The sequence below is a fragment of the Aeromonas sp. R2-2 genome (assembly GCF_040908355.1).
Classification (GTDB): Bacteria; Pseudomonadota; Gammaproteobacteria; order Enterobacterales; family Aeromonadaceae; genus Aeromonas; species Aeromonas veronii.
Genome location: NZ_JBFODQ010000031.1, coordinates 61,537 through 83,464, shown reverse-complemented (window position 1 = coordinate 83,464; position 21,928 = coordinate 61,537). Strand labels below are relative to the sequence as shown.

Genomic DNA, 21,928 nt, shown 5'->3' with positions numbered 1-21,928 from the left:
ATGAACAAAAACAACGAACCACAACTCTATCTCGCCTCGGCTTCTCCCCGTCGCCGTGAACTGCTGACCCAGATTGGTTACCGCTTCGAGGTGCTGAAACTGGATGTGCCCGAGCAGCGGGAAGAGGGTGAAAAGGCGCAGGATTACGTCTGCCGCCTCGCCCGTGACAAGGCGATGGCGGGCGTGGCGTGTGCGCCGACGGCGTTGCCGGTGCTGGGTGCCGACACCATAGTGGTGCTGGGCGACCGGGTGCTGGAGAAACCATCCGATCTGCTGGATGCCAAAGATATGCTGGAGTCCCTCTCCGGCAAGGTGCATCAGGTGATGACGGCGGTGGCGCTGGCCAGCAAGGATCGTTGTGACGTGCGTCTGGTCACCACCAACGTGGCGTTTCGCAAGCTGGACGAGGCCGAGATCGAGGCCTACTGGCAGACCGGTGAGCCCTGTGACAAGGCCGGGGCTTATGGCATTCAGGGTATTGCCGGCAAGTTTGTCAGCCGCATCGAAGGGAGCTATAGCGCCGTGGTCGGCCTGCCCCTGCTGGAGACAGACCTGCTGATCAAGCATCATCTGGAACAGCTCAAATAATTTCCCGTCAGCTGTGCTCTGCTGCGTTTCTCCCTTGCGCGCGTTGTACCGGATTGGCTCTATAGAATTCAAAACTGGAACAGGCAAGGTTACTTATGTCGGTAGAACTGCTGGTTAACGTTACCCCCTCCGAAACCCGGGTCGCTCTGGTCGAAAACGGTCTGCTGCAGGAAGTGCATGTAGAGCGTCAGGCCAAACGCGGCATCGTGGGCAATATCTACAAAGGCAAGATCAGTCGGGTGCTGCCCGGCATGCAAGCGGCATTCGTCGATATCGGCATGGACAAGGCGGCGTTTCTCCATGCCTCCGACATCGTGCCGCACACCGAATGTGTGGCGGTGAAGGAGAAGGAGCAGTTCCAGGTCGGCAATATCGCCGAGCTGGTGCGTCAGGGGCAGGACATCATGGTGCAGGTGGTGAAAGATCCGCTGGGTACCAAGGGTGCCCGTCTCACTACCGATATCACCTTGCCATCCCGCTATCTGGTCTTTATGCCGGGCAGTGCCCACGTCGGCGTCTCCCAGCGCATCGAGTCGGAAGCCGAGCGCGAGCGTCTCAAGCGTACCGTGGCCGGCTATGTGGATGAGCTGGGTGGCTACATCATCCGCACCGCTGCCGAAGGGGTGGGGGAGCAGGAGCTGGAGCAGGATGCCGCCTTCCTGAAACGGTTGTGGCGCAAGATCCTCGAGCGCAAGCAGAAGTATCCACCCTGCAAGATCCTCTACGAGGATCCCAGTCTGGCATTTCGGGTGGTGCGCGACTTTGTCGGCGCCGAGCTCGACAAGATCCGCGTTGACTCGCGCCAGAGCTTCGATCAGCTCAAACGCTTCACCGAAGAGTACGTGCCTGAGCTGGCCAGCAAGCTGGAGTACTACCCCGGCGAGTCGCCGATCTTCGATCTCTACGACGTGGAGAACGAGATCCAGCGGGCGCTGGAGCGCAAGGTAGAGCTGAAATCCGGCGGCTACCTCATCATCGACCAGACCGAAGCCATGACCACGGTGGATATCAACACCGGCGCCTTTGTCGGCCATCGCAATCTGGAAGAGACCATCTTCAACACCAACGTCGAGGCGACGGCGGCCATTGCCCGTCATCTGCGCCTGCGCAATCTCGGCGGCATCATCATCATCGACTTCATCGACATGCAGTCCGAGGATCACCGCCGCCGGGTGCTGCACAGTCTGGAGCAGGCGCTCTCAAAGGATCGCGCCAAGACCAACGTCAACGGCTTCTCCCAGCTGGGTCTGGTGGAGATGACCCGCAAGCGCACCCGCGAGAGTCTGGAGCATGTGCTCTGCTCCGAGTGCCCCGAGTGCAAGGGGCGCGGCCGGGTCAAGACTGTGGAGTCGGTCTGCTTCGAGATCCTGCGGGAGATCATCCGGGTCAATCGTGCCTACGATGCGGATCAGTTCACCGTCTACGCGGCCCCGGCTGTGGCCGACTACCTCCATGGCGAGGAGTCCCACAGTCTGGCGGAGCTGGAAGTGTTCATCGGCAAGCAGGTGCGGGTAGTGAGCGAACCCCTCTGCGGTCAGGAGCAGTTCGACGTGGTGATGATGTAATTGGTCTATCGCTGGCTGAGTCGGGGCTGGTTGGCCCTGGGGGTTCTGTTCGTACTGATGGCCATGCTGGTCACCTTGGTACGGGTCGGGGGCCCTTTGCTGAATCAATACCGGGAGAGTCTGATCCACACTCTGCTGGGTGATTCACAACTCAAGGTCAGCGTGGAGCAAGTGGGGCTGGACTGGACACAGTCCGGGCCCGCGCTCGAACTACAGCAACTTGCCATCGCCCCGGATTCGGGGCGTTTTACCGTACAGCTCGGCAAAGCCTGGGTACACCTCGACTTCTGGCGCACCATTAACGAGCTCAAGCCGGTGTTTGGCGAGCTGATCCTGAGCGATGGCGATATCACCATCGACTTGCGCCAACCGGCTGACGAGAGCCCCTCCGGCGATCCCCAGCAGGGCGCCCTGCTGCGTTTTCTGCTGACCCAGCTCTCCACCTTCGATGTGCACAATACCCGTCTCAGCATCACCACCTCCCTCGGTGATCTGCGTGCCCTCGACATCGCCCAACTACGCTGGCAGAACCGTGGCAAGCGCCATCAGGGGGTCGGCAAGGCTTACCTCATCAACGGGGTGGGCGAGAGCACCCTCGATCTGATTCTGGATGTGGACGCCCCGACTGCCCGGCTCGATCGCCTCAAGGGTCAGCTCTATCTGGGGGCCCGCCAGCTCGATATCACCCCGACCCTGGCCAAGATCCATGCGGGCGAACCCAAGGTTGCCGGTCAGCTCGACTTCCAGCTCTGGAGCGAGTTTGACAGCGGCAAACTGGGCAATACCCTGCTGGCGTTTGGCAACAATTACCTGATCTGGAAGGATCCCAAGAAAGGGGAGATGCACCGTTTCGGCCTCGATGGAGGCAAGATCCAGCTGCGCCGTGAGGGCACCGACTGGCAACTGGCGAGCCATAACGTCACCTTCAAGCTGGATGGCAAGCCCTGGTTGCAGAGCCGCTTGCAGCTGGAGCGGATCGGGGATCGGGTGCAGGGCTATCTGCCCAGCATAGAGTTCGACAAGATCACCCAGATCAGTCAGCTGGTCTCGGCGCTCTACCCCACACTCTGCGAGACCCTGCGCCAGACCAATCCGCAGGGTTCGGTGCAGGATCTGACGCTGCTGGCCAACGCCGACTGGCAGGATCTCTCCCTCAGTGGCCGCTTCAGCAAGGTGCGCCTCAAGGCGTGGCAGGATATACCCGGGATGCAGGATCTCAACGGCGAGTTCTGGCTTACCCCGACCGGTGGTAGCGCCAGACTGGCGCTGGCGAACGACAAGGTGGATCCCGCCCGTCACTTCAAGATGCCGATCCCGGTCGACAACTTCTCGGCCCGCCTCGACTGGTGGCGCGAGGAACAGGGCTGGGTGCTCTACGGTCAGGATATCGCGCTGGATAACCCGGATCTGACCCTGGCCAGCCGTTTCCGCCTCGATCTGTTCGAGCACCCTTTCCTGGCCCTGACCGGCCGCATCGATGTGAAGAATGCGGGCCATGCGGATCGCTACTTCCCGCTGCAGGCGATGGACAAGGGGCTGGTGGATTACCTGAGCGGCGCCATCAAGGGGGGCAAGGCCAAGGGGGCCGACCTGCTCTGGTATGGCGAGTTCAGGGACTTTCCCTACGACAACGGCAAGGGCATCTTCCAGGTGGCGGTGCCGCTGGAGCAGGCCACCTACGAGTTCTTCCCCGGTTGGCAACCGCTCACCGACCTGCAGATCGATCTCTTGTTCCAGAATGCCGGTCTCGATATGCGCAGCCGATCCACCAAACTCGGCAAGGCGAGCTCTGACTCGGTGCATGCCTGGATCCCGGATCTCTCCCCCGGCGCTCATCTCTATGTGGATGCCAAGGTGCAGGGGGAGGGCAAGGCCATCAGCGACTACCTGCAGGACTCCCCGCTGGGCAGTTCGGTAGGTCAGGCGCTGCGGGAGATCGAGATCCGCGGCCCGATGGCTGGTTCGGTCAAGCTCGATATTCCTCTCGATGGCGAAAGCGAGGTCAAGGCGAGCGGTGATGCCACCTTCAGCAACAACAAGGTGCGGGTCGCCAGTCTGGACCTGCCGCTGGAGAAGGTGCAGGGGCGCCTCGAATATGACAACGAACAGACCCGCTTCAGCAACCTCAAGGCGAGCCTGTGGAACCAGCCGCTGACCCTCGACTATCAGGGGCGCCAGCATCCGGATCACTATCAGGTCGACCTCGATTTCAAGGGGCAGTGGGATAGCCGCCGCCAGCCCGCAGCCATCTCCTCGTACGGTATCCTCAACGGTCGCAGCAACTGGGGCGGCAAGCTCGGGTTGACCCTGCCCGACAGCAAGCCGTTCAGCTTCCAGCTGGCGCTCGACTCCAACCTGCAGGGGATGGCGCTGGATCTGCCGCTGCCGCTGGCCAAGAGCAGCGCCAGCCGGCTGCCGCTCAAGGTGATCGCCCGTGGCCGGGATGGCAGCGCCGACATTCGCGCCGTGCTGGGGGCTGATGTGGATATGCAGACCCGACTGGTCTACGGCGAAGGGGTGCCTTATCTCAGTCGGGTGCGGGTCGATGTGGGTCAGCCGGGCGCCCGGGTAATGCGCGATGCCCCCATGCTGCTCGCCATCAACCAGCAGGAGGCCGATGTCGGTGGCTGGCTGGCGCGACTCAAGCAGTGGCTGCCAGCGCAGAACCAGACTGGCAATGCGGTGGTTGGCCCCGCCTTCCTGCCGCAGGAGTGGTGGGTGGATGGACAGCTGGCTCGCGCCTATATCGGCAGTGCCACCCTCAAGGCGGCGCGTTTCACCGTGGGGCCGACCAATCAGGCGACCGAGGTGATGATCGACAGTCCCGATGTGATGGGGGTGATCCGCCTGCCCGCAGTGGCCAATCGCCCGGTCGACGCCAAGTTTGCCCGCATCTACTGGTCTGGCAAGAGTTCGGATCTCAGCCCGGATCCCGATGCCAAACAGGACAACGCCATCATGGCATCCATCCCCTGGTTGAAGGTGAGCTGTGTCGATTGCCGCTTTGGCGAGCTACCTCTTGGTGAAGTGAAAGGGGAGCTGGTGCCCGGCGCCAACAAGGTGACACTCAAGGGGCTGGATGTGCGGCTGGCGGGGAGTCAGCTCACCGGCAGCGTCGACTGGCTGGCCGATGGCAACCGGATGCAGACCCGCACCCGTGGCAAGCTGACCAGCAACAACAGCGAGCTACTGCTCAAGCAGCTCGGCTACACCTCGCCCATCGGCGATGCCCCCGGCTCCCTCGCTTTTGATCTGAACTGGCAGGATGTGCCCTATCGCCCGAGCCTGCCGACCTTGGGGGGAAGTGCCAACTATCAGCTGGAGGGTGGCACCCTGCGGGAGGTCAACGACAAGGGGGCGCGACTGCTCTCCCTGCTCAGCCTCGATTCCCTGCTGCGCAAACTGCGGCTCGATTTTCGCGATGTGTTCGACAAGGGCTTCTACTTCGAATCCATGTCCGCCTCTGCCACCATCAAGCAGGGGCAGGTCAGCAACGATGATTTCTATATGAAGGGGGCGGCAGGCAACCTGCGCGGCGAGGGGATCGCCGATCTGGTGCGCTGGCGGCTCGACTACGAGCTGAGCTTCTCCCCCAATCTGGGGGGCACCCTGCCAGTGGTGGCGGCCTTCTCCATCACGCCGGTCACGGGTCTCTATGTGCTGGCCCTCTCCAAACTGCTGGAGCCGGTGGTGGATGTGGTGACCCGCATCGATTTTCGCATCTCGGGGCCGCTCGACGCACCCAAGCTGATTGAGGCGGGACGAGATCGCGCACGCATCAAGCTCAACCAGCAGCAGAAAGAGGCGGTTGACGCCGTTGCTCCCAGCCTGTCGACGCAAGAGGTGACCCCTTTCCTGCTGAGCCCCAAACACGCAGGGCCCGCTCAGCGCTGAAAGAGCGGCCCGGCACCATCACAAGGAGTGAGCCATGATCCGACATATCCTGCTGATCGCCTTCAAGCCGGACACCCAGCCTGCCCAGATAGATGCGGTGCGTACCGCCTTTCTCGCCATTCCCCATCAGGTCAGCGGCGTGACTGCTGTGGAGTGGGGTCGGGATGACAGTCCGGAGGGGAGGGCCGAGGGGTTTACCCACAGCGTGCTGATGACCTTCGCCGACGAAGCGGCCCGCCAGCGCTATCTGCCCCATCCTGATCACGATGCCCTCAAGGCCATCTTTCGCCCGGTGCTGGAGCGCATCATAGTGCTGGATTACACCCTGCAGCCCGGGGATGCGGTTGCTGTCGGGGTTCCGTCATGATGAAGGATGAGCGCTGGTCTGCCATCCCGCCACTGCAGCGCGCACTGCTGGAATCGGTTATGAAACATGGCGCAGCCCATCCTGCGATTGATGCCGGGGTAGTGGTTGGGTCGCTCGCCAAGGGCAAGGCAGACCGGGTATCCGATGTCGATCTCTTGTTGCTGGCCGAGCCCGGCTTCCATAAGCAGGGAGACGAACTGGTGCGCACCATTGTGGGGGCTCGGCCCATCTTTCACTGCTGGCAAGGAAGACATGAAGAGGTCTGTTCATACTGGCGCTTCATATTCCTCGACATGTCCAGCATCGAGATCCACATCCTTGATCGGGGGGCTGAGTTCCCCCTTGCCAAACCTTATTTGCCACTGTTCGATAAAACTTCCTCCCTTGGTGCGCTGGAGGTATCTGGCCCTGCCCCAAGCCATTGGGGCTTTCCTGCCTATATGGCCGAAGGGGATGGCCTGGTTTGGGAGTTGTTCGATTGCCTCAAATGGGCGGAGCGTGGCCAGCGGGGATTGGTCAGGCATCATCTTCGCAAGCTGCTGGGCGAGATGGATAAAGACCCGAATATTGTGGATCGCGATTAATGCGGACAAGGAGAACGTCATGTGGTTAGCCGCAATACAGCTGGTATCTGGCCGTCACTGGCAGGATAACCGGGAGCAGATCGCCACTGAACTGGCGGCCTTGCCCAAAGAGCGGCCGCTGCTGGTGCTGCTGCCGGAAAACTTCGCCCTGTTTGGCGAACGGCAGGGCTATCTGGATGGGGCCGAGGCCATAGGTGAGGGTCCGATCCAGCAGCAACTGGCTGAATGGGCCCGCGATTATGGCATCTGGCTGGTGGCCGGGGCTATGCCGACCACCATCTCAGGTTCCGACCATATCCACACCAGCTCGCTGGTGTTTGACCCAAGCGGTGAGCTCAGGGGCCACTACCACAAGATCCACCTGTTCGACGTGGATGTGGCGGATAATCACGGCCGCTATCGGGAGTCGGAGACCTTCAGCCCCGGCGAGGAGCCTGTGCTGGTGGACTCTCCCTTTGGTCCCCTCGGCCTCTCGATCTGTTATGATTTGCGCTTTCCCGAGCTCTACCGTCAGTTGGCCCGTGCCGGTGCCCGCGTGCTGCTGGTGCCTGCCGCCTTTACCGCCGTGACCGGCGAGGCGCACTGGGAGCCGCTGCTGCGGGCTCGCGCCATCGAAAACCAGTGCTACGTAGTCGCTGCCAATCAGGGCGGCACTCACGAGACAGGGCGCCAGACCAGGGGCCACAGCATGGTGATCGACCCCTGGGGTCGGGTGCTGGCGAGCAAAGAGTCCGGGCGCGGCACTGTGCTGGCGCAGATGGAGCCCGGGCTTATCGACGAATTGAAACGCACCATGCCAGTGCTGCAACACGCCCGTTTGCTCTGATGGTGTGGTGAAAAATTGAAACGCAGCCGTTTGCCCGTGCTGGAGCATGCCCGTTTGTTGTGATGGTGTGGCTTGTCGCCAACCCGTCGGCAAGACGATTTAAAACAGCTCGTTACGAGAGTGGAGAAGAAGATTGAGTCTATTGAGCCAGGTTAGTGCCTCCCTGTTGGCCCCGAACGATCTCGACGAAGGGCGCCTGCAGCAGCTGCTCGGCAGCCTGATGAGCCATCAGGTGGAGTTCGGCGATCTCTATTTCCAGCGCAGCTGGCACGAGTCCTGGATGCTGGAAGATGGCATCGTCAAGGATGGCAGCTACAACATCGATCAGGGGGTCGGGGTGCGTGCCGTCAGCGGCGAGAAGACCGGCTTCGCCTACTCGGACGAGTTGAGCCTGCTGGCGCTGCAACAGTCGGTGACCGCCGCCCGTGGCATTGCCGCTGCCGGTGCTCACGGTAAGGTGAAGGCGTGGGCCCGCACCGAAGCGAACCTGCTCTATCCGGCCATGGATCCGCTGCAGACCCTCGACAAGCATCAGAAGATCGCCCTGCTGGAGCAGATGGACAAGTTCGCCAGAAGTCTGGATCCCGCCATCAATCAGGTGATGGCCTCCATCAGCGGCGTCTACGAAGAGGTGCTGGTGGCCGCCACCGACGGCACCCTGGCTGCCGATGTGCGTCCGCTGGTGCGTCTGTCGGTGACCGTGATCGCCGAGAAGGGCGATCGCCGCGAACGTGGCAGTGCTGGTGGCGGCGGGCGCTTTGGTTACGACTGGTTCCTCGAACTGGACGGACTGGAGAGCCGCGCCTTTGGCTATGTGCGTGAAGCGGTGCGTCAGGCGCTGGTCAATCTGGAAGCCATCGACGCGCCAGCCGGCACCATGCCGGTGGTGTTGGGCTCCGGCTGGCCCGGCGTGCTGCTGCACGAGGCGGTAGGTCATGGTCTGGAGGGGGATTTCAACCGCAAGGGATCTTCCGCATTTGCTGGCCGCATCGGCGAGCAGGTGGCCTCCAAGCACTGCACCATCGTCGATGATGGCACCCTGCCGGGTCGGCGCGGCTCCGTCTCCATCGACGACGAGGGGACACCGGGTGGCTACAACGTGCTGATCGAGAACGGCATCCTCAAGGGTTACCTGCAGGACAAGCAGAACGCCCGTCTGATGGGGGTGCAGCTCACCGGCAACGGTCGCCGCGAATCCTACGCCGCCATGCCGATGCCGCGCATGACCAACACCTACATGCTGGCGGGCCAGTACGATCCGGCCGAGATCATCGCCTCGGTGAAGAAGGGCATTTATGCCCCCAACTTCGGTGGCGGTCAGGTGGACATCACCTCCGGCAAGTTTGTCTTCTCCGCCTCCGAGGCCTACCTCATCGAGGATGGCAAGATCACTGTCCCCATCAAGGGCGCGACCCTGATCGGCAACGGCCCCGAAGCGATGAGCCAGGTCTCCATGGTGGGCTGCGATCTTGCGCTGGATCGCGGTGTTGGCATTTGCGGCAAGGAGGGGCAGAGCGTGCCGGTCGGTGTCGGCCAGCCCACCCTCAAACTGGACCAGCTCACCGTGGGTGGCACGTCGTAGGTTGGGTTAGCCGCGCAGCGGCGTAACCCGATGCATTCAAACCCCGGCTCTTGCCGGGGTTTTGCTATTCATGGAACCACAGGCAACAAAAAGCCCCGGTCGGTGGACCGGGGCTGGCGGGTTATTCGGTATCAGTTGACGGATATGGCGCGGGCGTCGATGAAATAGCGAGCGTTACCCTGTTTGTCGATCTGGATTTTGGCAACCAGCTGCTCTTGATCTTTATATTCCCAGCGTTGCTCGATCTTGGCGAGGGATGGGCTCGCAATCCCAACCACGTTCAGGTACTCGTGAAACAGGCTATGGCTCCCTATTTCGGTCAGCATCTTGTCCATCTGCATACTCTCCTGAAGTTGAGTGGGTATTCATCAACAAACCTATCAGCGTCCATCTGAATAAAGTCTGTATGAAAAACAAACTAACTCATTTGTGTGTCAATAACATGATCAGGGACAAGATCAATGCAGATCGTCAGGGACTTTTTGATACCGTTTTCAATCAGAGCCGGTAGGCTTCTGCGGCAACTGATCAAACGTGCCGGAAGCCTTTGGTAGCGCCGGTGCGGTTTGCACGGTCTGGCCGCCGTGGAAGACCGGATCCTGTGCCACTTCCTTGATGCCGTTGATGCAAAACTGCATACCCATGCAGACCAGCAGGAAGCCCATGATGCGGGTCATGGCATCGATGCCGGTGGCGCCCAGGATCTTGCAGACCGGATCCGCCAGCTTCAATACTCCCCAGCTGATCAGGCTCATCAGGGCAAACGCCGTTACCACACCGACGTAGATGGTGAGGCGGTTGTACTCGTCAGGCAGCTCGGCGATCTGGGCGGCCCCGCTTATCACCAGCGCCATGGTGCCCGGTCCGCACATGCTTGGCATGGTGAGCGGTACGAAGGCAATGCTCTGGTTGATATCGACCCCGCTCTGCTGGCTGGGGGCGGGGAACAGCATGCGAAAGCCGATAAAGCCGATGATGAGGCCACCGGCCAGGCGCAAGCCCGGAATGGAGATCCCGAACAGATCCAGGATCGAGGATCCGATAAAGAAGGTGATGCAGAGGGTGCAGAACAGATAGATGGCGGCCAGATTGACCTGACGGCGCACGTGTTCGCGCGACATCCCCTTGCTCAGCCCCAGCAGCAGGGTGGCCGTGGTGGGCGGGTTGACCATGGGCAGCAGCGCCAGCAAGGTGAGTAATACGACCTGAAAGAACATCTTGAGCCTCGGATAAAGAGTTGGAAGTCATGGGGCGACGCGGGTGGCAGGCCCCAGAGGGAGGCTATCTTATGTTGGCGAAACTGAACATAAGCAGTACAAAAAAGCCCCGGCAGATGCCGGGGCTTGTTGTTCGGGTCAGGCCGCTTGCGGCGCTTGCTGCTGCCGGATGGCCCGTTGCTGGAACCAGAGCCAGAGACCGATGGCGAAACCCAGCACCGACAGACTCACCACATAGTGGGAGGGGGCCAGCATGTCGCTCTTCATCCAGAGGGTCACCGCCATCGGGGTGAGGCCGCCGAAGATGGCGTAGGCCACGTTGTAGGAGAACGACAGACCGGAGAAGCGCACCACCGGCGGGAAGGCGTTGACCATCACGTAAGGCACGGCACCGACAATCCCGACCGCAAAGCCTGCCAGCATGTAGAGCGGTACCAGCTGGCTCGTACCGGCCGCCAGACCGTGATAGAAGGCGTAGCTGGAGCCCGCCAGCAGCAGGGAGCCGAACATGAAGGTGAGACCGCTGCCCAGCAGGTCGATCAGTCGACCATAGACGATGCAGCCGAGGGTCAGGGCAACGATCGCCAGCGAGTTGGCGGTCAGGGCGTCGGCCGGGCTGATGCCATAAACCTTCTGCAGATAGGTGGGGGTCATCAGGATCACCACCACGATACCGGCGGAGAGCAGCCAGGTGAGCAGCATGGAGACCACCACGCTGCTCTTGTGGTTGCGCAGCACCGACTTGAGGGGGAGCTCATCGGCCAGGGTCTTGTTGGCTTTCATCTCGGCGAAGACCGGGGTTTCGTGCAACCAGCGACGCAGGTACATGGCGACGATGCCGAAGATACCACCGAGCAGGAAGGGCACTCGCCAGCCCCAGTCGCTCACTTCGGCTGGTGTCAGGCTCTTGTTGACCGCGGTGGCGATGAGGGAGCCAAGTAGGATGCCGGCCGTCAATCCCGCCGTGAGCGTGCCGCAGGCGACCCCGACCCGACGGGCAGGGACGTGCTCGGCGACAAATACCCAGGCGCCCGGCACTTCACCGCCGATGGCAGCGCCTTGCAGGATCCGCAGTCCCAGCAGGGCGATGGGGGCGCCGATGCCGAGCACCGCATAGGTGGGCAACAGACCGATCAACAGGGTCGGCAGCGCCATCATGATGATGCTGAGGGTGAACATCCGCTTGCGACCGATGAGATCGCCAAAGTGGGCCATGATGATGCCGCCAAGCGGGCGGGCCAGATAACCGGCGGCGAAGATGCCGAAGGTCTGGAACTGGCGCAGCCACTCGGGAATGTCGGCCGGGAAGAACAGCTCGCCGATGACCACGGCGAAGAAGACGAAGATGATGAAGTCGTAAAACTCCAGCGCGCCGCCGAGGGCAGCCAGACTCAGGGTTTTGTAATCCTGTCGATTGAGGGGGCGGGCGTGATCGTGCTGTTGTGTGGTCGTGGTCATATCCGTATGTTTCCCATCGGTTTTTTTAGTTATTGTCACCCCGTGCAAGGGGCATATACAGGTGATCGAGAGTATGCTGCCTGCCTCTTGTGTGTAAATCGCGCAATTCGCAACACTGTCTTGCATCTTTTTGGGGCAATCCGAATGCCCCGCTGGCGGAGGAATGATGGAAAAGAAACGGGTACTGCTCTCCTGGAGCAGCGGCAAGGATTGCGCATGGGCACTGCATCAGTTGCGGCAAGATCCCGCCATCGAGGTGGTGGGGCTGTTTACCACCCTCAATCAGGCATTCGAGCGGGTCGCGATGCACGGGGTGCGCAAGCAGCTGTTGACCGAGCAGGCCGCCTGCGTCGGGCTGCCTCTCATCACCATCGATCTGCCCTGGCCCTGCAGCAACGAGGATTACGCCCGCATCATGACCGGCTTTATCGCCGATGTGGTGGCACAGGGGATCCGCCATATGGCCTTTGGCGACTTGTTCCTCGAGGATGTGCGCGCCTACCGTGAAAAGCAGCTGGCAGGCACCGGCATCGAACCACTCTTCCCGCTCTGGGGCAATAATACCCGTGAACTGGCGCAGCAGATGATGACGGCGGGGTTGAAGGCGAAGATCAGCACCCTGGATCCGAAAAAGCTGGATGGTGCGCTGGGGGGCCATGAGTTTGACGAGGCACTGCTGGCGGCGCTGCCGGAGGGCGTTGACCCATGCGGTGAGAACGGCGAGTTTCACACCCTGGCCTATGATGGCCCCATGTTCTCCCGTCCGCTCGGCATTCGGGTCGGCGAGACAGTGCTGCGCGATGGCTTTGTCTTTACCGATCTGCTGCCAATCAAGGATTAATTATAGGGCGTCAAATGCTCCCTTTTGCAGGAGCATTCACAGATTTGAAGGGCGGGATGGGGGCACTATTGGCCCCCTCTTTTGATTCAAGATGACAACCTGCCTTATGAAACACATCTCTCGTCCGGCGCTGCTTGCCTCCTTGCTGGCTGCTGCCCTCTCTCTGCCTGTAGTCGCGGGTCAAGCCGCTACCGTTCAGCCGATCCCTGCCGGTGTCACCACCGTCACCTTGGCCCAGCAGGCGCCAATCCACTGGGTATCAGTGGAGCAGATTGCCAAGAGTCTGGATGGCTTGCCACCGATGGCGGTCGGGTTTGATATCGACGATACCCTGCTCTTCTCCAGCCCGGGTTTTTATCGCGGCAAGCAGGAGTTCTCGCCCAATGACGAGAGCTATCTGAAGAACCCCGCCTTCTGGGAGAAGATGAATAACGGCTGGGATGCGTTCAGCATGCCGAAAGAGGTGGGCAAGGCGCTCATCGCCATGCATCTCAAGCGCGGTGACCACATCTATTTCGTCACCGGCCGCTCGGCCACCAAGACCGAAACAGTGAGCCAGACCTTGCAGCAGACCATGAATATTCCGGCCGACCAGCTCAATCCGGTGATCTTCGCCGGTGATCAGCCGGGCCAGAACACCAAGGTGCAGTGGCTCAAGGATAAGCAGATGAAGCTCTTCTACGGCGACGCCGACGGGGATATCAAGGCGGCGCAGGAGGTCGGCATTCGCGGCATTCGTCTGCTGCGGGCCGCCAACTCCAGCTATCGGCCACTGCCGTTGGCAGGGGCGCTGGGGGAAGAGGTGATCATCAACTCCCAGTTCTGATCCGGAGCGGATCCATGCAACAAGGGCGGGGCCATTGGCACCCGCCCTTTTTGCATCCGTCATCCAGCTCGGGTCAGTCGTCTGCCCACGGCATCTCGGGCAGGCTGTCGAGGAACTCGCCGTAACGGGTCAGATTGAAGGGGCCCTGATCGGCCTCCATCGCCATCAGCTCGGCCCCGAGGGCGCAGGCGATATATTGCAGCGCCTCTTCCCGCGGGGTGCCCTTCATTACCAGCCGCATCAGGGTCGCCTTCACATGGGGCGGGTGACCGTCGTTGAGCTGGTTCTCCACCATCTCCAGCAGCGCGTCTTCATCAAAAAATTCCTGAGTGTCGTTCATGGGATATCCGCAACAGTGAATGTGGCGGCCAGTATAGCCTGAATGTGACTAACACCTTGAATGACCAGCGAATAAACAATCCGATGGGGAGGCCATTTGTTACCCATAATTAGGAGGAGTTTGCCAAGGCAAACAGGTTGGAACACAGATAACATGGATGGACACGCCTATGCCCACGATAGATTCCCTGCTGGCCGAGCCCAAGCTACTGCCCCAGATCCCGGAAGTGATGCGCGATTTGATCCAGACCTTCAATGAAAAGGATCCGGATCTGCTCAAGATCAGCAAGTTGATCAACAAGGACCCTGTCATCTCCGCCAAGCTGCTGCGTCTGGCCAACTCGGCCAAATTCGGCAGCAGTCGTCAGATCGGCACCGTCAATGAGGCCGCGGTGCGGCTTGGATTGGCGATGGTGCGCAACATGGTGCTGGCCTGCGGGCTGACCGAATCGGTCACTGCGGTGCCCGGCATTGACCTCAAACATTTCTGGGGCTGCGTCTTCAATGTGGCGGAGCTGGCGCGTCGTCTGGCGGTGAAGAAGGGGATGAAGGGGGATGAGGTCTTTACCTGCGCCCTGCTCTACGATCTTGGCCGACTGGTGATGCATGTGGGGCTGCCGGAAAACACCGTCCATCACATCCACGATCTGGAGTTGCACAAGGGACGGGCCAAGGCGGAAGAGCTGGTGGTCGGCTTCAACTATGCCCAGGTCGGGGCGGCCATGGCACGCTACTGGAAGTTCCCCGAGACCATCAGCAATGCGGTGGAGTATCACTACAACCCCATGCTGGCCAAGGAGTTCTCCGCCGAGGCCGGGTTGATCCATCTGGCGATCGTGCTGGCTGCGCAATCCGATGTGGGGGAAGAGGCGCCACCCGAGTGGCCCCACAAGGTGGCAGATGCGCTGGGGTTGAGCTGGGCCGATTGCGCCGCCCAGTTCACTGCGCTGCGCGAGCAGGGTAATGGCTACGCTGGGTTGCTGGCTGCCTGAGCCCGTTTATCCCATCTCATCAGGGGCCAACGCGGCCCCTTTTTCATGGCCGATGGTGCCACAGGCTTGCCAGCCCGGGAGTGACGGGGCACTCTTTGCCCTTCACTTTTTGTTTGAGAGCCCTTGCCATGATTGCCTCCTCCCGTCTGATCCTGCGCGAAATGATCGTCACCGACGCCCCCTTCATCCTTGAGCTGCTCAATGACGGCGACTTTTATCGCTACATCGGTGATCGGGGCATTCGCACCCTCGAACAGGCGCAGGAGTATATCCAGCAGGGACCGGCGGTCAGCTATGCCCGCTATGGTCACGGACTCTATCTGGTGGAGCGCAAGGAGGACGGTGCCAGCCTCGGTATCTGCGGTTTGATCAAGCGCGATACCCTGGAGCAGGTCGATATCGGTTACGCCTTCCTGCCGCAATATCGCGGTCAGGGCTACGCCATTGAAGCGGCGCAGGCTGCCCTTGCCGATGGCAAAAGCCGGTTGGGGATCGGGCAGGTAGTTGCCATCGTCACTCCGGGCAACGAGCGATCCATCGGCCTGTTGGCCAAGCTGGGGCTGGTGCGCAGTCGACTGGTCAAGTTGAGCGAAGATGCTGATGAGTGCCTGCTGCTGGAGCAGTGATCAAGGTCAGAGAGCGGGAAAGCGAATGGCGAGGTGGCTGTCAGGCTGAGTGACAAGCAAGAGCCCGGGTCTGGCTAAAGGCGTGAGAGAGAAGCAAAGAGGCCGCCGTGAGTTGCGGCCTGTCTGCATCGGGCGCTGCCGGAGGGCAGGCAGGATCAGTTGAGGTCTTCGATGGAGAACTCGCCAGCGATACCATCACAGGAGATGGCGAAACCGCCGCTGAAGCGGGTGCTGAACTGGATCAGAAACGCATCATTGTCGTGCTCTTGCACAGGCAGGTTGATGGGTTTGCTGCGACGCAGGGGCTTGTGTGTTTGTACTGCTTTCATCATGGTATTTCTCTATATAAATTAGGTGTTTGCTCCTTGTATTGGCAAATGTCAGGTCAATGGGCGCGGTCGATTGGGTGAACGACAAGCGCGCAGGAATACCCAGCCCGGTTAAAGGGCGTCTGCACTTTCAAGGAATATGCTGATGCATAAATCAAATTGGGTGGGCAGATCGGGTCTGCACCGTGAGAGCCGGGCAACGCAGGCAGACAGCCTGACGGTTCTCAAGGCGAGTAAATCAGAAGAAGGTTATGCGGGTACTGACAGGATTCATCGTGAGGTGAAGCATTGCAGGGCAAACATAAACAGGCTGATTAACTAGCCGACGCGCATTCTCTCCTCGAAATGAATAAAAAGCAAACAATAATTTGTCGATGTTGAAGTCAGTACGCTTTTCCTCTGTGTAATCAAGGTGCTATCAGCAGTAAATATTCGCAGCTATCAGTCATAAAAAGAGGGCTCCCGACGGGAGCCCTCTCTCATTCTGCAATCAGCACAGTGGGCCGACTCAGTAGTCGCCACAGGCCTTCTTGGCAGCCGTGATCATCGGGGTGATGGTCATGCCTTGCACCACGATGGAGAACATCACCACCGAGTAGGTCATCACCAGGATGACCTGACGCAGGTCGACGCCATGTTCCGGGATCATCATGACGCCGGAGGGGAGTGCCAGTGCCATTGCCATCGCCAGACCACCGCGCAGGCCACCCCAGGTGAGGATCCGCACCGAGAAGGTGTTGTAATTGCGGAATCGGCGGAAAGCCACATAGGGCAGCGACACGCTGATAAAGCGGGCGCCCAGGCAGAGCGGCACCGCAATGACCAGCAGGATCCAGTCACGCCAGGCGAGATCCAGCAGTACCAGCGCCAGACCGATCAGCAGGAACAGCAGGGCGTTGAGGAACTGGTCCATCAACTCCCAGAAGTGATCCAGGTGATGGCTGCTCTGCTCTGAGAAGCCGGAGTGACGGGTCCAGTTGCCGATCATGATGCCGGTGACCACCATGGCCAGTGCGCCGGAGACGCCGATCATGTTGGCAAAGGCGAAACCGGCGGTCGGGATGCAGAGGGTCAGCAGCAGCTCCAATGAACCGTCGTCGGTGGCGCTGATCATCACGTGGGCGATGAGGCCCAGCACGGCACCGAACAGGATGCCGCCGAGGGCTTCGTGCAGGAACAGACCGGCTACGCTACCAAAGGTGGGCTCGACACCGCCAAAGGCGACGGCAAACACGGTAGCGAAGATGACGAGGCCAACGCCGTCGTTGAACAGGGATTCCCCTTCGATCTGGATGGCGATCTGGGGTGGCGCTTTCATCTTCTTGACGATGGCCAGTACGGCAATCGGGTCAGTGGGGGAGATCAGCGCGCCGAACAGCATGCAGTAGACCAGCGGCAACTCCCAGCCCAGCAGCTTGGCGATAAACCAGAAGCCGTAGCCGATGAGGAAGGTGGAGAGCAGGGTGGCAATGATGGCCAGAATGGTGATCTCCCACTTCTGGCTACGCAGCGCCTTGAGGTTGATGCCAAGGCCACCGGCGAACAGCAGGAAGCCCAGAATCCCCTTCAGCAGGAAGTTCTGGAAGTCGATGCTCTCCATGGTCTTGACGGCAAGAGGTTCCAGATTGAACCAACCCAGTTTGCCAAACAGCACCAGCAGTGCGGAGATCAGCATGGAGCCCGCAGTAATGGCGATGGTGGTCTGGATCTTCACAACATACTGGTTGGCAAAGGCGATAAAAATCGCCAACGCTGCCAGAAAACAGAGTGTGTAGTAGACGCTCATAGTTATTTTTTTCTCGTTGGTAGACAGCAAGCACGTATCCCTATGCAGGACGGGCATAGGTTACTCTCGGGCCCTATGTTACTCATTACCCATAAATGAGTATATGGTGGCGCATTTGGACTGATAGACGGCTAGATTTCCATTTTATTTGTTTGCTGTTAGGATGCTGTTTACGCAGTTGCATGGATGTAAGAGGAACACGCGGTGTCGAACGTAATGTCGAGCAGAGAGCCGAGCAAGCAGTCGGACGTAACAAAGAAGCTGGAAGCCTGCCTCAGGGAGCGGATCCTGATCATCGACGGGGCCATGGGCACCATGATCCAGGGCTACAAACTCGGTGAGGCGGATTATCGGGGTGAGCGGTTTGCCAACTGGCATACCGACATCAAGGGCAACAACGATCTGCTGGTGCTGACCCGTCCGGCGGTGATCCGCGAGATCCACGAGCAGTATTGCGCTGCCGGGGCCGACATTCTCGAGACCAACACCTTCAACGCCACTCGCATCGCCATGGCCGATTACGAGATGGAAGAGTTCTCGGCCGAGATCAACCGTGAAGCCGCCCGTCTGGCCCGCGCCGTGGCAGACGAGTGGACGGCAAAAGATCCCGCCAAGCCGCGTTTCGTGGCAGGGGTGTTGGGCCCCACCAACCGTACCGCCTCCATCTCGCCGGATGTGAACGATCCCGGCAAGCGTAACGTCACCTATGACCAGCTGGTGGCCGCCTACACCGAATCGACCCATGCCCTGATCGAGGGCGGCGCTGACATCATCCTGATCGAAACCATCTTCGATACCCTCAACGCCAAGGCTGCCGCCTTCGCGGTGGAAGGGGTGTTCGAGGCGCTGGGCTACAGCCTGCCGGTGATGATCTCCGGCACCATTACCGATGCCTCCGGCCGTACCCTCTCCGGCCAGACCACCGAAGCCTTCTACCACTCGCTGCGCCACGTCAAACCGGTCTCGTTCGGCCTCAACTGTGCGTTGGGGCCCGATGAGCTTCGCCAGTATGTGGAGGAGCTGTCTCGCATCAGCGAATCCTGCGTCAGCGCCCACCCCAACGCCGGTTTGCCCAATGCGTTCGGCGAGTACGACCTCGATGCGGGTGAGATGGCAGAGCATATCCGCGAGTGGGCCCAAAGCGGCTTCCTCAACATGGTCGGCGGTTGCTGCGGCACCACCCCGACCCATATCCGCGCCATGGCGGACGCTGTGGCGGGCATCAAGCCGCGTGTGCTGCCCGAGCTGCCGGTGGTCTGCCGCCTGTCGGGCCTCGAGCCCCTGATCATCACCCCCGAGTCCATGTTCGTGAACGTGGGGGAGCGCACCAACGTCACCGGTTCGGCCAAGTTCAAGCGGCTGATCAAGGAGGGGCTCTACGACGAGGCGCTCGATGTTGCCAAGCAGCAGGTAGAGAACGGCGCCCAGATCATCGACATCAACATGGACGAGGGGATGCTGGACGCCGAAGCGGCCATGGTGCGCTTCCTCAACCTCATCGCCGGTGAGCCGGATATCGCCCGGGTGCCTGTGATGATCGACTCCTCCAAGTGGGAGGTGCTGGAAGCGGGCCTCAAGTGCGTGCAGGGCAAGCCGGTGGTCAACTCCATCTCCATGAAAGAGGGGGAGGAGAAGTTCATTCAGCAGGCTAAACTGCTGCGCCGCTACGGCGCAGCCGTCATCGTGATGGCGTTCGATGAAGCGGGTCAGGCCGATACCCGCGCCCGCAAGTTCGAGATCTGCCAGCGTGCCTACCGGATCCTGGTGGATCAGGTCGGTTTCCCGCCGGAAGACATCATCTTCGACCCCAACATCTTCGCGGTGGCGACCGGCATCGATGAGCACAACAACTACGCGGTGGACTTCATCGAGGCGGTGAAGGACATCAAAACGCACCTGCCCCACGCCATGATCTCCGGCGGCGTCTCCAACGTCTCGTTTTCGTTTCGTGGCAACGAGCCGGTGCGGGAAGCCATTCACGCCGTCTTCCTCTACCACGCCATCAAGAACGGTATGGATATGGGGATCGTCAACGCCGGTCAGCTCGCCATCTATGAAGACATTCCGGCGGAGCTGAAAGAGAAGGTCGAGGCGGTGGTGCTCAACCTCAATGACAACGCCACCGAGGAGCTGCTGGCCATCGCCGAGAAGTATCGCGGTGCCGGTGCACAGGCTGAGGATCCGCGGGATCAGGAGTGGCGCAGCTGGCCGGTGGGCAAGCGGCTGGAGCACGCACTGGTCAAGGGGATCACCGACTTTATCGAAGAGGATACCGAAGAGGCGCGCGCCGGTGCCGAGAAGCCGCTGCACGTCATCGAAGGGCCGCTGATGGATGGTATGAACGTGGTCGGCGACCTGTTCGGTGCGGGCAAGATGTTCCTGCCGCAGGTGGTGAAATCGGCGCGGGTGATGAAGCGGGCGGTGGCCTATCTGCAGCCCTATATCGAGGCGGAAAAGTCGGGCGGCTCCAGCAATGGCAAAATCGTGCTGGCCACCGTCAAGGGTGATGTGCACGACATCGGCAAGAACATCGTCGGGGTAGTGCTGCAGTGCAACAACTTCGAGATTGTCGACCTCGGGGTCATGGTCTCCTGCGAGACCATTCTCAAGACTGCGCGGGAGGTCGGCGCCGATATCATCGGGCTGTCGGGTCTCATCACCCCGTCGCTGGACGAGATGGTGCACGTGGCCAAGGAGATGGAGCGTCAGGGCTTCAAGCTGCCACTGCTGATCGGCGGTGCCACCACCTCCAAGGCGCACACTGCGGTCAAGATAGAGCAGAACTACTCGGAGCCTGTGGTCTATGTCTCCAACGCCTCCCGCGCGGTAGGGGTGGCCCAGAGCCTGCTTAGTCCGGATCTCAAGGAGGCGTTTGTCGCCCGCATCGACAAGGAGTACGAGATCGCCCGGGATCAGCATGCCCGCAAGCAGCCGCGCTCCCGCCCGGTCAGTCTGGCTCATGCCCGCGCCAACCGGCATCAGCTGGACTGGGTTGGCTATCAGCCGCCGAAGCCCCGCGAGCTCGGGGTGCAGAAGTTCGAAGATGTGCCCATTTCGGTGCTGCGCCCCTACATCGACTGGACGCCGTTCTTCCTCAGCTGGGAGCTGGCGGGCAAGTATCCGCGCATCCTCGAGGACGAGATCATCGGCGAGGAGGCGACCAAGCTGTTTGCCGACGCCAACGCCATGCTGGATCAGCTGGAAAAGGATCAGAGCGTGCGCTGCGCCGGGGTGGTCGGCCTGTTCCCGGCCAATGCGGTAGGGGACAGCATCGAGGTCTACAGCGACGAGTCGCGCACCGAGGTCATCAAGGTGCTGCACCACCTGCGCCAGCAGAGCGAGAAGCAGGGCTTCCCCAACTACTGTCTGGCGGACTATGTGGCGCCGAAAGAGAGCGGCAAGCCCGACTGGATCGGCGCCTTCGCGGTGACCGGCGGCATCGGTGAGGAGGCCATCGCCAAAGCCTACAAGGCGCAGCATGATGACTACAACGCCATCCTCATTCAGGCGGTGTGCGACCGTCTCGCCGAAGCCTTTGCCGAGTATCTGCACGAGCAGGTGCGAAAGCGGCACTGGGGCTATGCCCCCGATGAAGCGCTCAGCAACGAGGAGCTGATCCGCGAAAACTATCAGGGCATCCGCCCGGCCCCCGGTTATCCGGCCTGCCCGGAGCACACCGAGAAGGGGAGCATCTGGGAGCTGCTGGAGGTGGAGCAGGCCATCGGCATGCAGCTCACCGAATCCTACGCCATGTGGCCGGGTGCGGCGGTGTCGGGCTGGTACTTCTCCCACCCCGAGAGCAAATACTTCGCGGTGGCGCAGATCCAGCAAGATCAGGTGGAAGATTACGCTGTTCGCAAGGGGATGACGCTGGCAGAGGCCGAGCGCTGGCTGGGACCAAACCTGAACTGACTCCCGCGTGACATCGGTTGATCTTTAACGAGAAACGGCGGCATCCTTGCACGGGTTGAACAACCTGCGCAGAGCCGCCGTTTAACCTGTTGGTCACAGTGATGTGGTAGCGTGCGGTTTGGTGTGGTTTGTCTTGTTGTCAGGATAAACAATTGGCGTTGTCTTGGCGCTGTGGCACCTTATACTCTCCCGCCCC

General features: G+C 60.8%; 18 protein-coding genes. 12 read left to right on the top strand and 6 right to left on the bottom strand.

Annotated elements, in window-relative coordinates:
* The 7 genes from AB5Z09_RS06075 to tldD all read left to right on the top strand — a co-directional run bounded on the left by AB5Z09_RS06075 (position 1) and on the right by tldD (position 9,406).
* Entirely contained in the window at positions 1 to 588 is a 588-nt protein-coding gene (locus tag AB5Z09_RS06075; RefSeq protein WP_005340055.1) for a nucleoside triphosphate pyrophosphatase, read from the top strand.
* Positions 589 to 683: 95 nt separating this feature from the next.
* Positions 684 to 2,153: a ribonuclease G gene (rng, locus tag AB5Z09_RS06070; protein ID WP_005340056.1), complete on the top strand. Its 1,470-nt coding sequence runs from the start codon at positions 684 to 686 to the stop codon at positions 2,151 to 2,153.
* A complete protein-coding gene (locus AB5Z09_RS06065; RefSeq protein WP_368194850.1) occupies positions 2,154 to 6,047 on the top strand; it encodes a YhdP family protein in 3,894 nt (1,297 codons plus the stop codon).
* A 34-nt stretch (positions 6,048 to 6,081) separates the two neighbouring features.
* A complete protein-coding gene (locus AB5Z09_RS06060; protein ID WP_181269646.1) occupies positions 6,082 to 6,414 on the top strand; it encodes a Dabb family protein in 333 nt (110 codons plus the stop codon).
* On the top strand, positions 6,411 to 6,998 hold the full coding sequence (locus AB5Z09_RS06055) for a nucleotidyltransferase domain-containing protein (protein WP_181269645.1): 588 nt from the start codon (positions 6,411 to 6,413) through the stop codon (positions 6,996 to 6,998). The genes AB5Z09_RS06060 and AB5Z09_RS06055 overlap by 4 nt, the downstream gene beginning before the upstream one ends.
* Positions 6,999 to 7,017: 19 nt before the next feature.
* Positions 7,018 to 7,824 (top strand): carbon-nitrogen hydrolase family protein, encoded by an 807-nt coding sequence (locus AB5Z09_RS06050; RefSeq protein WP_181269644.1) that lies wholly within the window; start codon positions 7,018 to 7,020, stop codon positions 7,822 to 7,824.
* 133 nt (positions 7,825 to 7,957) lie between these two features.
* Positions 7,958 to 9,406, top strand: coding sequence for a metalloprotease TldD (gene tldD / locus AB5Z09_RS06045; RefSeq protein ID WP_181269643.1), 1,449 nt, complete (start codon positions 7,958 to 7,960; stop codon positions 9,404 to 9,406).
* A gap of 131 nt (positions 9,407 to 9,537) precedes the next feature.
* Here tldD and AB5Z09_RS06040 read toward each other — a convergent pair whose 3' ends face one another.
* The 3 genes from AB5Z09_RS06040 to AB5Z09_RS06030 all read right to left on the bottom strand — a co-directional run bounded on the left by AB5Z09_RS06040 (position 9,538) and on the right by AB5Z09_RS06030 (position 12,081).
* Positions 9,538 to 9,741 carry a hypothetical protein gene (locus AB5Z09_RS06040; RefSeq protein ID WP_005340062.1) on the bottom strand — a complete coding sequence of 68 codons (204 nt, stop codon included), beginning with the start codon at positions 9,739 to 9,741 and terminating at the stop codon, positions 9,538 to 9,540.
* Between the two features lie 159 nt (positions 9,742 to 9,900).
* Positions 9,901 to 10,623, bottom strand: a complete 723-nt coding sequence (locus AB5Z09_RS06035; protein ID WP_204420549.1) for a MarC family NAAT transporter — start codon at positions 10,621 to 10,623, stop codon at positions 9,901 to 9,903.
* Positions 10,624 to 10,761: 138 nt separating this feature from the next.
* The gene (locus tag AB5Z09_RS06030; RefSeq protein ID WP_019446502.1) at positions 10,762 to 12,081 is read right to left on the bottom strand and encodes an MFS transporter; all 1,320 of its coding nucleotides are present in this window, start codon (positions 12,079 to 12,081) and stop codon (positions 10,762 to 10,764) included.
* A gap of 166 nt (positions 12,082 to 12,247) precedes the next feature.
* On the opposite strand from AB5Z09_RS06030, the gene AB5Z09_RS06025 reads away from it, so the two are divergent.
* Positions 12,248 to 12,922 (top strand): ATP-binding protein, encoded by a 675-nt coding sequence (locus tag AB5Z09_RS06025; protein ID WP_368194883.1) that lies wholly within the window; start codon positions 12,248 to 12,250, stop codon positions 12,920 to 12,922.
* A 106-nt stretch (positions 12,923 to 13,028) separates the two neighbouring features.
* Positions 13,029 to 13,748: an acid phosphatase AphA gene (gene aphA / locus AB5Z09_RS06020; protein ID WP_263084871.1), complete on the top strand. Its 720-nt coding sequence runs from the start codon at positions 13,029 to 13,031 to the stop codon at positions 13,746 to 13,748.
* A gap of 73 nt (positions 13,749 to 13,821) precedes the next feature.
* Here the strand turns inward: aphA and AB5Z09_RS06015 are convergent, their stop codons facing one another.
* On the bottom strand, positions 13,822 to 14,088 hold the full coding sequence (locus AB5Z09_RS06015) for a hypothetical protein (protein WP_005348674.1): 267 nt from the start codon (positions 14,086 to 14,088) through the stop codon (positions 13,822 to 13,824).
* A gap of 169 nt (positions 14,089 to 14,257) precedes the next feature.
* Here AB5Z09_RS06015 and AB5Z09_RS06010 point away from each other — a divergent pair, with 169 nt between their 5' ends.
* Together AB5Z09_RS06010 and AB5Z09_RS06005 are read left to right on the top strand one after the other, a co-directional pair.
* Entirely contained in the window at positions 14,258 to 15,079 is an 822-nt protein-coding gene (locus AB5Z09_RS06010) for an HDOD domain-containing protein (RefSeq protein WP_005357745.1), read from the top strand.
* Between the two features lie 128 nt (positions 15,080 to 15,207).
* On the top strand, positions 15,208 to 15,705 hold the full coding sequence (locus AB5Z09_RS06005) for a GNAT family N-acetyltransferase (RefSeq protein ID WP_139476556.1): 498 nt from the start codon (positions 15,208 to 15,210) through the stop codon (positions 15,703 to 15,705).
* A 155-nt stretch (positions 15,706 to 15,860) separates the two neighbouring features.
* Here the strand turns inward: AB5Z09_RS06005 and AB5Z09_RS06000 are convergent, their stop codons facing one another.
* Together AB5Z09_RS06000 and AB5Z09_RS05995 are read right to left on the bottom strand one after the other, a co-directional pair.
* Positions 15,861 to 16,037, bottom strand: coding sequence for a hypothetical protein (locus AB5Z09_RS06000; protein WP_005340085.1), 177 nt, complete (start codon positions 16,035 to 16,037; stop codon positions 15,861 to 15,863).
* 505 nt (positions 16,038 to 16,542) lie between these two features.
* Positions 16,543 to 17,820: a sodium:proton antiporter gene (locus AB5Z09_RS05995; RefSeq protein ID WP_021231596.1), complete on the bottom strand. Its 1,278-nt coding sequence runs from the start codon at positions 17,818 to 17,820 to the stop codon at positions 16,543 to 16,545.
* 216 nt (positions 17,821 to 18,036) lie between these two features.
* Between AB5Z09_RS05995 and metH the strand changes: the two genes are divergently transcribed.
* On the top strand, positions 18,037 to 21,732 hold the full coding sequence (gene metH, locus AB5Z09_RS05990) for a methionine synthase (protein WP_368194882.1): 3,696 nt from the start codon (positions 18,037 to 18,039) through the stop codon (positions 21,730 to 21,732).
* Positions 21,733 to 21,928: the final 196 nt, after the last annotated feature.

Coding starts and splice junctions, on each gene's coding strand:
- AB5Z09_RS06055 (WP_181269645.1), top strand. CDS start 6,411: ATGATGAAGGATGAGCGCTGGTCTGCCATCCCGCCACTGCAGCGCGCA.
- AB5Z09_RS06010 (WP_005357745.1), top strand. CDS start 14,258: ATGCCCACGATAGATTCCCTGCTGGCCGAGCCCAAGCTACTGCCCCAG.
- aphA (WP_263084871.1), top strand. CDS start 13,029: ATGAAACACATCTCTCGTCCGGCGCTGCTTGCCTCCTTGCTGGCTGCT.
- AB5Z09_RS06025 (WP_368194883.1), top strand. CDS start 12,248: ATGGAAAAGAAACGGGTACTGCTCTCCTGGAGCAGCGGCAAGGATTGC.
- AB5Z09_RS06015 (WP_005348674.1), bottom strand. CDS start 14,088: ATGAACGACACTCAGGAATTTTTTGATGAAGACGCGCTGCTGGAGATG.
- metH (WP_368194882.1), top strand. CDS start 18,037: ATGTCGAGCAGAGAGCCGAGCAAGCAGTCGGACGTAACAAAGAAGCTG.
- rng (WP_005340056.1), top strand. CDS start 684: ATGTCGGTAGAACTGCTGGTTAACGTTACCCCCTCCGAAACCCGGGTC.
- AB5Z09_RS06030 (WP_019446502.1), bottom strand. CDS start 12,081: ATGACCACGACCACACAACAGCACGATCACGCCCGCCCCCTCAATCGA.
- AB5Z09_RS06060 (WP_181269646.1), top strand. CDS start 6,082: ATGATCCGACATATCCTGCTGATCGCCTTCAAGCCGGACACCCAGCCT.
- AB5Z09_RS06005 (WP_139476556.1), top strand. CDS start 15,208: ATGATTGCCTCCTCCCGTCTGATCCTGCGCGAAATGATCGTCACCGAC.
- AB5Z09_RS06050 (WP_181269644.1), top strand. CDS start 7,018: ATGTGGTTAGCCGCAATACAGCTGGTATCTGGCCGTCACTGGCAGGAT.
- AB5Z09_RS06075 (WP_005340055.1), top strand. CDS start 1: ATGAACAAAAACAACGAACCACAACTCTATCTCGCCTCGGCTTCTCCC.
- AB5Z09_RS06000 (WP_005340085.1), bottom strand. CDS start 16,037: ATGATGAAAGCAGTACAAACACACAAGCCCCTGCGTCGCAGCAAACCC.
- AB5Z09_RS06035 (WP_204420549.1), bottom strand. CDS start 10,623: ATGTTCTTTCAGGTCGTATTACTCACCTTGCTGGCGCTGCTGCCCATG.
- AB5Z09_RS05995 (WP_021231596.1), bottom strand. CDS start 17,820: ATGAGCGTCTACTACACACTCTGTTTTCTGGCAGCGTTGGCGATTTTT.
- AB5Z09_RS06040 (WP_005340062.1), bottom strand. CDS start 9,741: ATGGACAAGATGCTGACCGAAATAGGGAGCCATAGCCTGTTTCACGAG.